Genomic DNA, 13,307 nt, shown 5'->3' on the forward strand with positions numbered 1-13,307 from the left:
ATTTATTAAGGCTTAATAGCTGAGCTTAATTTTTCATTCAGCAGCCGGAAAGCTTTCGCCATTTTTTCTTTAGGTATGTCTGCATATAAATCTCCTAGGCTCTCTTCAAAATAGCAGCTCTCTTCTGTCTTTTCTGTTAAATAAGAGCTGAAGCCTACTCCCGATTCCTGGTGGACTTCTGCAAGCAAGGTGGCGATGCGTTCTTTTGGCTGACTAAAATAGGCGTGGAACATATTAGAAACTGGTACTAGCGGCAATGTGGAAAAAGCCTTACATGAATTGAAATACTGAGCAACTTCCCTGGCTTCTTCAAAATACTGCGCCATTTTCTCGGAACGCTTTTCAAAATAATAGTCAGCCGGCAGGATATATGGATACAATGAAATCAAATCTCCGCCATGCCGGCGCTTCCATATCTTCGACTGCTTGATGAATTTCTCGTCTCCTGCTAATATCGCTCCGGCGATGGCTCCGATTCCTTTATACAGCGAAATATACACACTGTCGAAAAGTGAAACGATTTCTGCAGCTGACTTTTGATAATAAGGAAGCACTTCTAACAGTCTCGCTCCGTCCAGGTGAAGCTTGATTCCTTTATCGCGGCTCCATTCAGAAATCTGTTCCAAAGTCTCATAGCTTGGCAATTGTCCGCCAATTTCCCGTTGAGGCAACTCCAGCAGAATGCAAGCAACTTCCTCATTCATCCCTGTGACATCTTCGAATTCGATTACCCTGTTTTTATCGGCCAATAACACAGTTTCGATATGATGCAATTCTTTTAAGCCATCTTCCTCGTGTATTTCCAGATGGCTCAACGGATGATAAGCGACTTTTTTCAAGTTTTTTTCATCGCACCAAATGCGCAATGCAATCTGCTGTGCCATTGTACCACTAGGAAAAAAGACAGCCGTTTCCTTGCCTAAAAACTCAGCCATTTTCACTTGAAAGTCATCAATCACCTTTCCTGCTCCGTAATGGTCACTTTGAATGTTTTCATCCACTTGATTAACTACGTCTTTTAATATACTTACTGTTCGCTTTCCATGCCCTGCTAGTTGAAACTGTGTTTGTTCAAAAGTTTCTTTTAAAGGATTCTTCTCGTTCATTTAATACTCCCCCGCCATTTTCGAGATTCAGATCCATTAATCCTTACTATTTCACTTCTCTTCTTCATTAAAACCTTTCATGCAAACAAAAAACTCCCAGCTGCTTTCACAGGCTTAGGGAGCGTGTCTTTTAAAATAGCGATACTATTTTCTTTGATCCCATCGGCTCTTCCTTCATTTCAAAAAGCAGCGTTTCAGCATAATGAGTTGGGTTTATCTTTTTCAGTGTAAACACTTTCTCGCTGTTTCTAACAAGAGAGGATAATATTTCTCTCTCTTTCACCGTTCCTTCATCTATCATAAGACCGGGATTGAAAAACTCATAAGCAATCAGCAAAGGTGCCCGTAAAAAGTTGAATTCATATCTGTTTAAATTCATCAGCTTGCTGACAGCCGTATTTTCAGATTGCGGAATCACTTCATCTTTGCCTTTCTCAAGTATAGCTACATGGGTTACAATTTCTGCATCGAGAATCGCTTTAGCTTTAGCATTCTCCTGTTCCGGAACTTTAGCTGAAGCGGACAGAACCTTTAAAGGCGGAAAAACTTTGGTTGCTTTCTTCCTAAATTTCGAGCCTTGCGCTTCCTTGTTTTTCGCATAATGGTCAAACGAATTGGTCCAAGGCACAGAAAAGATATTTCTGCCATCCGTTATAGCCAAATCTTCAGCGATGAAGCTTGCTCCAAAATCTCCGCAAGCCGTCATAGCACTCAAGGTTTTGCCCGTATCCGGCGGGGCGAAAATAGCTACCGTTGAATCTTCTGCTTTGAAAGCCGAGCAATGAATAGAGGCATAACCTTTTTTCAACAATAGAAGTGCCGCCAAATCGGTAGCAATATAATGAACGGAATGCAAATTCATGATTCTATGTGTAATCAGCTTATAGTAGTTGCGGTTTACTGTAATTTTAGGTTCATCTGACAATAAATTTTCTGCTTTTAGCCTCAGTTTCTTCTTCATTGGAAGATTACGGGTATAGTAAATCTTGTCCTCTCCCGGAGCTCCGTTGAAGAAATGGTATCTGCCTAGATTTCCGAGCAGTTCATCATCATTGAAATCCTCCAGCACGATATGCATCTTCACTGCACATTCTTCATATTCCTCCATTGTGCCTTCCGGCATATTAGAGCCAAAAGACCATCTAAAATCTTTTATATTAGTTTTAACTCCCAAAATACCTTTTGCTGCGATATAGTAAAAAGTCAATTCGCCATCTCCCCTTTCCCATTTCACTAATATTTCTGTTTCATTTTCTATTTCACTAATTTTATGCTAATTCACCTAGGTTAAAAATGGGTTAAAAAGAACTAATTCCTATAACAAGAAATTAACTCAGCTAAAAACTTCTGCTGTTTCTGCCTGAATACAGCATAATTCCAGCCATATGAAGAAGCCATCGAGAATCAGCGATTTTCGATGGCTTCTTTTATCAATTATTTTTTTGCCTTAAGAAATGTTTTTACCACACGTTCTGTTGCGCGGCCGTCTTCTAATGAAGAAAACTTTTGTTTAAAGGTCATAATTTTAGAGTTTTTTGGTGTATACGACTCCATTATTCCGCCGATTTCCCGAAACAACTCAGCTTCAGTTTGTACAATAGGACCGGGCGCATCAGTCTCAATATCAAAATAAAAGCCCCGAAGCTGATCGCGGTATTCCTCCAAATCATACATAAAGAAAACAATTGGTCGATTTAAAATAGCATAGTCGAAGAAGACCGATGAATAATCCGTAACCAGCAAATCCGAAATCAAATATAAATCCCGGATATCTGGATAATCCGATACATTGAAGACAATTCCTTTATGAGCAGAAAAATCAAATCGCTCAGCCACCAGATAATGCATCCGGGACAATAGCACCCATTCATCTCCGTATTTCTCTTTCCATCTTTTTAAATCAAACTGGAATTCGAATTTGTACTTTCCTTTTTCAAAAAACTCATTATCGCGCCAGGTTGGCGCATACAGCATGACTTTTTTATCTTCCGGAATGCCTATTTCCTGTTTGATGGCACTGGTTACAGTTGGCGACGGATTAGCCAATACATCATTTCTTGGATAACCCGATTCAATAACTTTGCCACGATAATCAAAAGAACGTTTGAAAATTTCGGTTGAATAAGCATTGGGCGACACTAGGTAATCCCACTTTGCTGACTCGCTGACAAAGTTTTTTTTGTAATTCTCGGTATTAGTTCCAGGCATATGTACTTGATCAATATCAATTCCAAGTTTTTTCAGTGGCGTCCCGTGCCATGTCTGAACATATACCGTGCCAGGAGGCTTAGGCATCCAGCCTGGCAACCGGACATTATTAACCCAATATTTCGCTCGAGGAAAAGTTAAAAACCAGCGCAGTGTAAACCGGCGGATATAAGGCACTTGAAATTGGTCGAACAACTGTATGGCCCTCCGATCGACACTCCACAGCAGCTGATAGGCTGGATAATGCTCTTTCATATACTCATAAATGGCGCGGGGATTGTCACTGTATTGCCTGGCATGGAAACTTTCAAATATGACCAGTTTTCTTTTTCGAGGCAAGAAGCCCATTAAAATAAAAATTAAGCGAAAGGCAATGAGAAACACTCTGGATTTCTTAAGAGAGTTTACCCTTTCTAAAAAATGTTTGAAAATCAGTTTAAGTTTCATTGCCTCTTTCCCCTCCCCTTTGGCCAGCTTGTCTAAACAGGCAATAAGATTCTTGCTGATTTAAGCAGGAAATCCACTGTCTGTAAAAGTCCGTTCGGTTGGACTCACAATCAGTGAAGATAAAGAACCTCTGGTGATTGAACTTCTCTTTATACATCAGGAAATAGATTTATAAATCATTATGGAACATTTCTGATTTTTCTGCTATGTTTAAATCAGCTTTATTTTAAAATCTAAATATTCTAAACAATTGTAAATAAATCAGAAGTATTAAAGCTTCTTAAATAATGCCCAGAGTAACATAATTTCTACAGCAATATGCAATCAAATGGAGATAAAACGCTTAAAAAGGAAAGGCAGTGTTATAGATGAAAAAAGTGATTACGTACGGGACATTTGATTTAATTCACCATGGGCATATAAATATCCTAAAAAAAGCAAAAGAGCTTGGTGACTATTTAGTTGTCGGCCTCTCTACTGATGAATTTAATGCGATTAAAGGAAAAGGCGCATACCATTCATATGAAGAAAGGAAGTTGATATTAGAAGCGATTAAATACGTCGACGAGGTGATTCCTGAAAAAAATTGGGGCCAGAAAGTAGACGACATTAAGACCCATAATGTAGAAATTTTCGTTATGGGTTCAGATTGGGAAGGGAAATTCGATGATTTAAGTGAGTTTTGCGACGTGATTTACTTGCCTCGCACCGAGGGCGTTTCAACAACAAAAATAAAAACCGATCTTTATAACAAGCAATGATGAAAGAAGGCATTATTTCTTTATATCTTTTCTTGTTTAAAGCTCTCTTTGCCTTTTTTAGCTGGTTTCCACTGAAAAACAAAACCCTCTTCCTTTCTTCTTTTGGAGACAATGCTTTTTTCATGGCTAAGGAGCTGGCGCAGTTTCAAACTCATCAACTCATCTTTGCCAATCATTCCCGCTGCAAAATAGATTTCACAAAAATCAACACGACCAATAAAAAAATATATACTTTCGAAACTATTAATATTTTGCACACTTTATTTTCCGCTTATCATTTGGCTACTTCTAAATATGTTTTCATTGATAATTATTTAGGAATCTTATCTGTTATACGTTTTCGAAAAGAAGTAAAATGCGTACAGCTTTGGCATGCTGCAGGCGCCGTCAAAAAATTTGGCTGGTGCGATCCGGAAACCAGTTTGAGAAACAACCGCGCACAGTCCAGGTTCCAAAAAGTCTATGACCAGTTCCACTACATTCCGGTCGGTTCCCAACAAATGGCCAACATCTTTGCGGAATCTTTTCATCTCGACTCTAACCGCTTTTTGTACACCGGGGTGCCCCAAACGGACTTTTATTTTGATGCGGCCGCTAGAGCGAACGGCATGATAAAAGTAAAACGAACATACCCAGCCATTGAAGGCAAAAATGTAATATTATATGCTCCTACTTTCCGTAAAGATGGACTTTCTAAAATGGAGTTAAAGCTGAATATAGCGGAAATGCTTGAAAAACTTGGAGAAGAGTACGTGCTGCTGATTCGGCTGCATCCATCTGTGCAAGGTAGCTCGCAGCTGCCTGAAGATCCTAAAGTCATCTCAGTCAGCAATTACCCGCATATTAATGAGTTGTTAATAGCAAGTGATATATTAATCACGGACTATTCCTCGATACCTGTTGAGTTTTCCTTGCTGCGTAAAAAAATGATTTTCTTTACATATGATTTGGAAACTTATAACGACACTCAAGGATTGTGGACTGAAGAAAGTTCACATTTCCCGGGTCCGATTGTGAAGACGACTGCACAGCTTATTCAGCATATTTTAGCTTCTGAAGTCGATTACGGCAAAATTGACCGGTTCAGCAATCATTGGAACACCTTCTCCACCGGCCAATCTACCCGCCAATTGGTTCAGGCTATTTATGATGAAAAAGACTTGGAGACAAAAGAAAAAAACAATCCCTGGTAGAGGAATTGTTCAGACTGTAGACAAAGTGAATGATGGATGAATTTGGATGAATAAAAACAACCGGACCGGCTACTTTGAAACATGGCGACGATGTCAACACGCTGCTTTCACTGCAGAATTTGCTCATCGTGGACGCTTGGATTTCCAGCCTGTTCCAGGATCCGGAGCGCAAGCCGGCGAGGGCAAACACTGTGCTCCTGCATCGCTTCGCTAGCTTCGTCGCAAACGAATCGTGCAAAATTACTTTTGCACAATTCGCTTCCTGCGGGATAGCGAAGTGCCGAAATCCACTCGGACGTTAGGCCGAGTTAGTTCGGCGCGAGCCCGCGGAAAGCGTCCGGCTGGAGCGCAGGATCCGGCATCGTGCCTGTAAAAGCTGTAGGCTGATTCCGTTGGAGTGATAAATATTCTTTTGTCTACAAGCTCAACAATTCCGGGTAAAAGAATTGTTGAGCTTGTATTCATTTCTTCCATAAAGGCGCCAAAGCCTTTTTCACATAATCCTTCACACTTTTTTTGCGAATCTGCATACTCAGATTGCCATAATTAGTCCGGTAAAGGGACAATGTATAATTTCCTTTCTTAAATGCTTCTGCAGTTTTAAACGCCTTGGGAAGCGCCCGGACTCTGGCCGGCGGCGATTTTGGAAATGCTTCTAGCCTGTAATAGAAGTCATACGCAGCTTCTTGATGCTCTTTTTCAAACTGTTTGGAATCGATCACTGCCGTAAAAACTTGCTCTTCGAATGGATAACAAGAAGATGTCTCTGCCTGTGTTAACTGGAGAGGTGTCAAAACCTTTTCCTGTCCACTTTTTCTATCAATCAGGTAGAATGCGCCATTCACCGGATAGGATGCTTTTGGAATTCTCAACTTTCCTTCCAATCGCCATTTAGCTTCCATTTTCTCTATACGCTCAACAATCATCTCCGGCTTTAAAAAAGGAGTTACCTCAATATCCTGTCGAAAGCCTTTTAATACAAAACGGTCTTGTTCTTGTGTGACAATCGGTTGCTCTTCCGTATCCATCAGCATTTGCGAAAACAGAAAAAGGTCTTCTGTATTCCCTTCCATCAAGAGGCCATACATTGCCCTTTCTTTTTCCGGCAATTTTATTGCAGTTTCCGTTGGAATGGCTCGTAAAAAAGAAGAAGTCTGCTGGTTCCACTCCTCCTTTTCCGTCGGATCAATCAATGTGAATTTAACAGCATGCAGCCGCATAACATCAAGCAAGCTTTTCAAATCGTGTTCTTCGATGATTCTTTTTTCAATATGATGATTGATTAGCCATTGGCGGTTTTCAGCAAGCGCCTCGAGGCGGTGCAGCGTGTTCTCGAGCTTCATCTGCTGCTGGGTAATGGAAGGCTTGTCTTCGGCATCCCGGACACGCCAGTGATACACCACTTCATCTATCACTGCAATTTTCTCCGCTAAAACAGCCGCTTTCATAGTCAAAGCCAAATCCTCATAATACTGGCCTTCTTTAAAGCAAAGACTGTTTCCCTTAAGAAAATCTGTTCTCCATAATTTATTGCAGGCGATTGAATCCTGCAGCAGTTCCGGACTGTTCAAAAGTGTAGTCAGTCCCGGCTTTTTGTACAAATCAAACTCCAAGTGGCGGATAGGTACATACATGCGATTTTCATTAAAGCGCAGTACTTTTCCAACAGAATAATCAGCAGTGTTTTTCCGTATGGCTGAGGCAAGCAGAGCAATGGAATTTTTAGGCAGGACATCATCAGCATCCAAGAAGAAAATATACTCTCCCGCACTTAAACTGATTCCTCGGTTACGTGTATAACCGAGTCCGTGGTTTTTCTGGCTATAGATTTTAAAGCGCTTATCAGAAACAGCGAATTTATTCATTAAATCTTCGCTGCTATCAGTTGAACCATCGTTGATGACGATGATTTCGAGAGGTTGATAAGTTTGCCCTGCTGCGGAAGCCAAGCATTCCTCAAGATAAGGAACAGCATTAAAAACAGGAATAACTATAGAAACAAGTTCCTGCACAGTTCTCACTCCTCCTCCCATAATAGAAACAAAAAGAGCTGCCATTTTAGCAACTCTTTTTGTCATTTATGGTTGAAAACTTTCTCAACCACTTTTGCAGAAGCTTGTCCATCTTCGATGCTTCCGAACTCTGCAACAAACCTGTCCAAAGCCGCATCGAAACTACGCAGCTCATCTTGATGATTTATTAAATACAGGACTTCTCCAAGCGTCTGGCATACTGGCCCCGGAGCAAGTTTTGAGAAATCGAAATACATTCCACGACGTGTAATATATTCTTCGAGGTCGTAGCAGTATAAAATAATCGGGCGCTTCAGCAGAGCATAGTCAAACATGACCGACGAATAATCGGTAACCAATAAATCTGCCAGCAAATAGAGTTCTTGGATATCCTGGTAATTTGATGCATTGATGATATTCCCGGGAAGTTCCAATTGAGAAATCTTCTCCGACAACAGATAATGCAGACGCAGCAATATGATCGAGTTTCCCTCAATTTCCCTGCTCATCTTTTGGACATCATCGAGAACCCGCTGAAAAGAATTCGGATCCCAGTCCCGGAAGGTGGGCGCAAAAAGAATCACGTTGTGATCCGAGGACAATCCAAAATGTTGTTGGGCTTTTTGTTTGACAGTTTCAGGCTGATGGATTAAAAGATCGTTTCTCGGGTATCCGGTTTCAAGGATTTCTCCGCCATAGCGGAAGCCTCTGCGCAAGATTTCACTGGTGTAGCGATTCGGCGAAATCAAGTAATCCCAAGCTTCTGTTTGAAACTTCAGACCCGCCAACTCATTTTTATTCGGAGTTTTCTTCTGGTCATATCCCATCTTTTTCAAAGGAGTGCCATGCCATGTCTGAATATAAACCTGATTTTCTTTTTTATTTGCCAACCGGGCAATTCCTTGATTATCCACCCAGTATTTCGCACGGTTTAAGTAGTAAAAATGCTTCAGACTGTTTCGCTTCACTTTGATAGCTGGTCCAGGCACTTCTACTTGGTCTGGATCTTGAAAAGACCAGATATATTTGTACTTACGGCCGCTTTTTAATAAGTGCTCATACAGGTATTTTGGGCTATCGCTATACTGCTTGCCCATATGGCTTTCAAAAAGCACCCATTGAGAACGGACAGGAAGTTTGGGAATAAATTTTTTCACTAGATTTTGGTATACAATCCTTTTTCTTTCTGATTTTTCTTTAGACGGGATAAGTTTGCTTTGGGATACTTTCCATTTCAGCATATCCCAAGTTTTAACAGGCAATACACGAATAGAAAAAGAATTCTTCTGGTTGATAAAAATACCTTTCGCCAGATTGTCATCTTTCACTTCAATATTAGGCAATTCGGCCACACTGGTATTCTTCACAAGTTCTTTATGAATATTGCCTCCATGTTTTACATATAACGACAAATAATAATTTCCAGCTGTCATTTCTCTTACATTGAACTGTACAATTCCTTTCGCCGATTTTTCTGAAGCGAGAAGCGCTCCCGTCTGTCTGTTTCTCAACATCCAATAATCTTTGATTTCCAAAGGATCAATTGAATTCACTTCCACTTCGGCGTTAAAAGAAAACCGTTCATAGTCCAGATGTACATCAAATATCGCATATTGGATTTCCGGACGTTGGATTCCTAAGAATTTCTCATCATTTTTTCCTGGAACGGTAGCGGCAAAATAATATGATTTGCCTTTATTATAGATGCGGTTGTTTTTCGTCGGCAACTCGTTGATATATGCAATATAATCATCAAATGCTTCTTTATCGCCAATATACAGTAAGTAGTAGAGAATACGATCCCGTTCATTTAATCGGATAAACGCATATTCATCCATAACTTCGTGCAAGTATTCATAAATCAGCTGATGGAATCTAACTTTGTAATCTTCATCAAATAACAAATAGTCATTGGTATACAATTTTAAATCATGTCGCAAAAACCGATTATTCTTGAACCCTTGGTATTGTTGAGCATCTATTTCTTTAAGGAAATTATCATAATAGCGGTGGGAAATAATTCTGTTTTCAAAGTTCTCAAATTCAAAACGGCGATTGGAAATTGATTTCACAGCCGCGTTCTCCACAACACGCCAATAATAAATCGGCTCTGGGATAATGCTTACCGAATCAGCTAAAAAGTAAGCTTGGCCTGTAAAAAGGACATCTTCATAATGGATGCCTTCCGGAAATCGCAAATTGTGCTTTTTTAAGAAAATTCGATTGTATATCTTATTGGTTGACATGCTGTCGAATAACAGCATCGTGAACTCCCGGATATTTATGTTAATTCGTTCTTTTGAATAAATTTGATTATAATACCAAACTTCATAATTATTGGTGCGGATAGCTTGTCCTGCTACAAAGTCGGACTTGGTCCGACCGATGGCTTCAACCATCTTTTCACAAGCCGTGATCGTGTACCAGTCATCTCCGTCTAAAAACATCACATATTCGCCTGTGGTGTTTTCAATGCCCGTATTGCGGGGAGTACTGCATCCTCCACTATTTTCGGCAAGATGGATAGCTCTAAACTTTGGCTTGTCTTCAATATAGCGGTCAATCAATTCTCCTGTTCGATCTGTGGAGAAATCATTTACTACTACGACTTCTAAATCTTGAAACGTTTGTTCATTTATAGAATCCAATGCTTCTTCTATATACAATTCATTATTAAAGGCAATTACAACTACTGAGAGTTTTGGCTGTTTGATTTTTTGTAGGATATTGACCACTTTACTGACCTCCCAATTCTTCAAAAAGCTTATACCACTGATTTTTTATAAGCTTTTTTTCGAACTTCAAACTGTTCATAAAAGAATTTTCACTAAACTCCAAGAATGTTTCAGGACTATTTGCAAGACGCTTAATCTGGCGCGCGAGGAGTGGAATATCTCCAACAGGAGTGATATATCCATCTTCGTATTCAGTTACAATTTCACGGATGCCCGGTGCGCAGTCAGTAGAAATACATGGCAATCCGCATGATTGAGCTTCGATCAAGGACATCGGCAAGCCTTCCGCTTTTGAGGTCAATACAAAAAAACTTGAAGCCGCCAATGCAGATTGAATATCCTCTGTTTGCCCTTCAAGGAAAATGCGTTCTTCCATGCCGAATATCCGGATCAAACTTTTCAATGATTTTTCCTCCGGTCCGTCACCGTAAATATGGAGAGTCCAACCTGGCATATCCTTGGCTGCAACACTAAAAGCTTCAATCAAAACATCAAAGCCTTTATCTTCTATAAGCCTTCCTGAAGAGATGATTTTCTTGTTGCTATATAAAACTTCCGGAGCGTTAAATTGGCGGAATGGCGCGGGATTATACATAACGCCTGTATTGGTGAAGCCAATTTTTTGAAAGTAGTCCGCGTCTTTCTCAGTCAACAATAAAAACTTGGACACTTGGCGGTAATGACTCAATATTCTCTTATACCGGTGTGAGCCTTTGGATGCCGCAACACTCTCATGGCTTTGGCCGATAATTTTCACATTCCGTTTATAGAGGAGAGGTTGAATCCATTGCATTCCATAGACTTGAATGACTACAACAAATACTTCTTCGCTTCCATACGATTCGAAAAAGCGCATTACCTCATTTCTTTTTTTCTTTAAGAGGTACCGGCGCTTTAATTCTTTCAGAACTTTTCTCAGTTTAAAAGCCTTCAAGTTTGAAGATAGTTCAATAGGAAGAGGTGCTCGATATCCTTCCGGATGCAGCACTTTTACCGGCACTTCTTCTGAAAAATAACTGGGTACATTCTTTTGCTCGTTTATGCTTAAAATGGCCACGTTATGGGAATCCGCCAAAAATTCTTCAGTTAAAATAGAGGCGACCCTTTGTGCGCCTCCATGGTTATTGTATTCATTTATCAGAAAAACAATATTCTTACTATCCATGAATTTACTCCTTAAGAACATATTATTGGTTCTATTGAATAGCTTCTTGTAATTGGCGGTCCTTTTTCTCTAACCGAAGGTATTTTGTTGCCGTTTTAATCTCAATGGATTGCCCATCCATAAGGTATGGTTCAGCAGGATATGCCGGCTGTTTTGACGCCCACACCAGATTGACCAGTTCATTGCCCGGTTCTTCGTTCATCCGATAAGTCAAATGGCTTTCATAAGAGCCTTTTTCGAGCTGTGCCAGATTTATGGCAACATTGAACTGAGAGAAGTTATATACTTTTCCTTGTGGATTGTATGCTGGGTTTTCTGTAATTTCTTCCGTTTCACTAAGGACAGCCGGAAAAGCAATGCGCTCAAAATTTTCCAGGTTGGTTAAATAAAAAACCATACCGGCTGCATCCTGAGTTCTCGTTTCGTACCCCCGGACAAATGCGACGCCTTCGATGAAGACAGTTTGGTCATCAAACCAGATTTTGTTTACTTGCTGTTCGAGTTTCTCCCGGTTTTCAATTGCCAATTCAAGGGCGTTTTTCTGGGTATCAAATTTATATTGGAAACGGTTGATTTCTCCATCAGTGTGTTCACGAATATCCGCTTTGCCAGCCCATAATGAAAATTCGACCGGTTCTCCACTGTCATCGTGGTACCGTGCATTGAAAGAGAATTTTCCTGGTTTGAAGAACATCGGGAATTCTTTTGAACTGAGCTCAACAAAGAACCCATTTTCATTTTTCGAAAGTGATTTCACAGCAGTTTCGCCGGTTCGGATGTCTCGAACCGCCAAGTCGAATTGTTCAGAGACTTCCTGCTGGTTATGGTCATGCAAATAGCCTTGCAATTCGATAGTAAAACCTTTATCCGTTGTTCCGAAAACGACTTGTTCAATTGAATGCTTGTACTCGATTTCAGCAAGGACCGATTCAATCGGCTTTCTTCCACTCATAAAATCTTCATACAACGATCCTACAAATTTCGAGTCCCCGTACGTAATCATTTCCCCTTGATGGATCCATGCCGCTTTTGAACAAAACGACTCTACTGCATTATTGTCATGGCTGACAAAAATAATCGTTTTTCCTTGTTCTTTAAATTCATTCATTTTGTCCATGCATTTCTTTCGGAACACCGAATCTCCGACTGCCAGCGCTTCATCGACAATGAGAATATCCGGATCGACATTGACAGATATGGCAAAGCCAAGCTTCGATTTCATCCCCGACGAGTAATTTTTGACGGGCTGGCCGATAAATTCGCCCAGTTCCGAAAACTCGATAATATCATCAGCTTTCCCCAGCATTTCCTCTTTGGTATAGCCCAGCAACGTGCCTTTCATAAAGATATTATCGTATCCGCTCAACTCCGAATCGATGCCTGAGCTGACATCCAGAAAAACGATGGAACCGTGGACATCCACCGCTCCACTTGTCGGTTCCGTGATGCCGGCAATCACTTTCAGCAAAGTCGACTTACCTGAGCCGTTCTTCCCCAATATCCCGATAGACTCTCCGCGAGGAAAATCCAGTGATACATCACGCAGCGCATAGAAATCCTTATGGAACTTTTTCCGGGTAAGCACTTCTTTGATGGGTCCCCATGGATCTTTATAGAGACTATATTTTTTCGTTAAATTTTTGACACTTACAGCTATGTCCATTTCAACCCGCCTTTCAC

The 13,307-nt window shown here is 40.5% G+C and carries 9 protein-coding genes; 2 read left to right on the forward strand and 7 right to left on the reverse strand.

The window, feature by feature from the left end; all coding sequences use genetic code 11:
* Positions 1–5 precede the first annotated feature (5 nt).
* The 3 genes from ACSFXN_RS00425 to ACSFXN_RS00435 form a co-directional block, all read right to left on the reverse strand.
* Positions 6–1,106, reverse strand: coding sequence for a threonine aldolase family protein (locus ACSFXN_RS00425; RefSeq protein WP_437148228.1), 1,101 nt, complete (start codon positions 1,104–1,106; stop codon positions 6–8).
* 130 nt (positions 1,107–1,236) lie between these two features.
* On the reverse strand, positions 1,237–2,313 hold the full coding sequence (locus ACSFXN_RS00430; RefSeq protein WP_437148229.1) for a hypothetical protein: 1,077 nt from the start codon (positions 2,311–2,313) through the stop codon (positions 1,237–1,239).
* A gap of 227 nt (positions 2,314–2,540) precedes the next feature.
* Complete coding sequence (locus tag ACSFXN_RS00435; RefSeq protein ID WP_437149137.1) at positions 2,541–3,662, reverse strand: CDP-glycerol glycerophosphotransferase family protein; 1,122 nt, start codon at positions 3,660–3,662, stop codon at positions 2,541–2,543.
* A gap of 467 nt (positions 3,663–4,129) precedes the next feature.
* Here ACSFXN_RS00435 and tagD point away from each other — a divergent pair, with 467 nt between their 5' ends.
* A complete protein-coding gene (gene tagD, locus ACSFXN_RS00440) occupies positions 4,130–4,522 on the forward strand; it encodes a glycerol-3-phosphate cytidylyltransferase (RefSeq protein WP_301854977.1) in 393 nt (130 codons plus the stop codon).
* 122 nt (positions 4,523–4,644) lie between these two features.
* On the forward strand, positions 4,645–5,715 hold the full coding sequence (locus tag ACSFXN_RS00445) for a CDP-glycerol glycerophosphotransferase family protein (protein ID WP_437148230.1): 1,071 nt from the start codon (positions 4,645–4,647) through the stop codon (positions 5,713–5,715).
* Between the two features lie 461 nt (positions 5,716–6,176).
* On the opposite strand, the gene ACSFXN_RS00450 is transcribed toward ACSFXN_RS00445, so the two are convergent.
* Genes ACSFXN_RS00450 through ACSFXN_RS00465 form a run of 4 tightly spaced genes read right to left on the reverse strand, consistent with a single transcriptional unit; the run spans position 6,177 to position 13,290 of the window.
* On the reverse strand, positions 6,177–7,772 hold the full coding sequence (locus tag ACSFXN_RS00450) for a glycosyltransferase family 2 protein (protein WP_437148231.1): 1,596 nt from the start codon (positions 7,770–7,772) through the stop codon (positions 6,177–6,179).
* Positions 7,773–7,789: 17 nt separating this feature from the next.
* Positions 7,790–10,462: a bifunctional glycosyltransferase/CDP-glycerol:glycerophosphate glycerophosphotransferase gene (locus tag ACSFXN_RS00455; protein WP_437148232.1), complete on the reverse strand. Its 2,673-nt coding sequence runs from the start codon at positions 10,460–10,462 to the stop codon at positions 7,790–7,792.
* A gap of 1 nt (position 10,463) precedes the next feature.
* Positions 10,464–11,627, reverse strand: a complete 1,164-nt coding sequence (locus ACSFXN_RS00460) for a glycosyltransferase (protein ID WP_437148233.1) — start codon at positions 11,625–11,627, stop codon at positions 10,464–10,466.
* A 31-nt stretch (positions 11,628–11,658) separates the two neighbouring features.
* Positions 11,659–13,290, reverse strand: a complete 1,632-nt coding sequence (locus ACSFXN_RS00465; RefSeq protein ID WP_437148234.1) for an ABC transporter ATP-binding protein — start codon at positions 13,288–13,290, stop codon at positions 11,659–11,661.
* Positions 13,291–13,307: the final 17 nt, after the last annotated feature.

The sequence above is a fragment of the Planococcus sp. 1R117A genome (assembly GCF_051417975.1).
GTDB classification, from domain to species: Bacteria; Bacillota; Bacilli; order Bacillales_A; family Planococcaceae; genus Planococcus; species Planococcus shenhongbingii.

Coding starts and splice junctions, on each gene's coding strand:
- ACSFXN_RS00425 (WP_437148228.1), bottom strand. CDS start 1,106: ATGAACGAGAAGAATCCTTTAAAAGAAACTTTTGAACAAACACAGTTT.
- ACSFXN_RS00435 (WP_437149137.1), bottom strand. CDS start 3,662: ATGGGCTTCTTGCCTCGAAAAAGAAAACTGGTCATATTTGAAAGTTTC.
- tagD (WP_301854977.1), top strand. CDS start 4,130: ATGAAAAAAGTGATTACGTACGGGACATTTGATTTAATTCACCATGGG.
- ACSFXN_RS00445 (WP_437148230.1), top strand. CDS start 4,645: ATGGCTAAGGAGCTGGCGCAGTTTCAAACTCATCAACTCATCTTTGCC.
- ACSFXN_RS00450 (WP_437148231.1), bottom strand. CDS start 7,772: ATGGCAGCTCTTTTTGTTTCTATTATGGGAGGAGGAGTGAGAACTGTG.
- ACSFXN_RS00460 (WP_437148233.1), bottom strand. CDS start 11,627: ATGGATAGTAAGAATATTGTTTTTCTGATAAATGAATACAATAACCAT.
- ACSFXN_RS00465 (WP_437148234.1), bottom strand. CDS start 13,290: ATGGACATAGCTGTAAGTGTCAAAAATTTAACGAAAAAATATAGTCTC.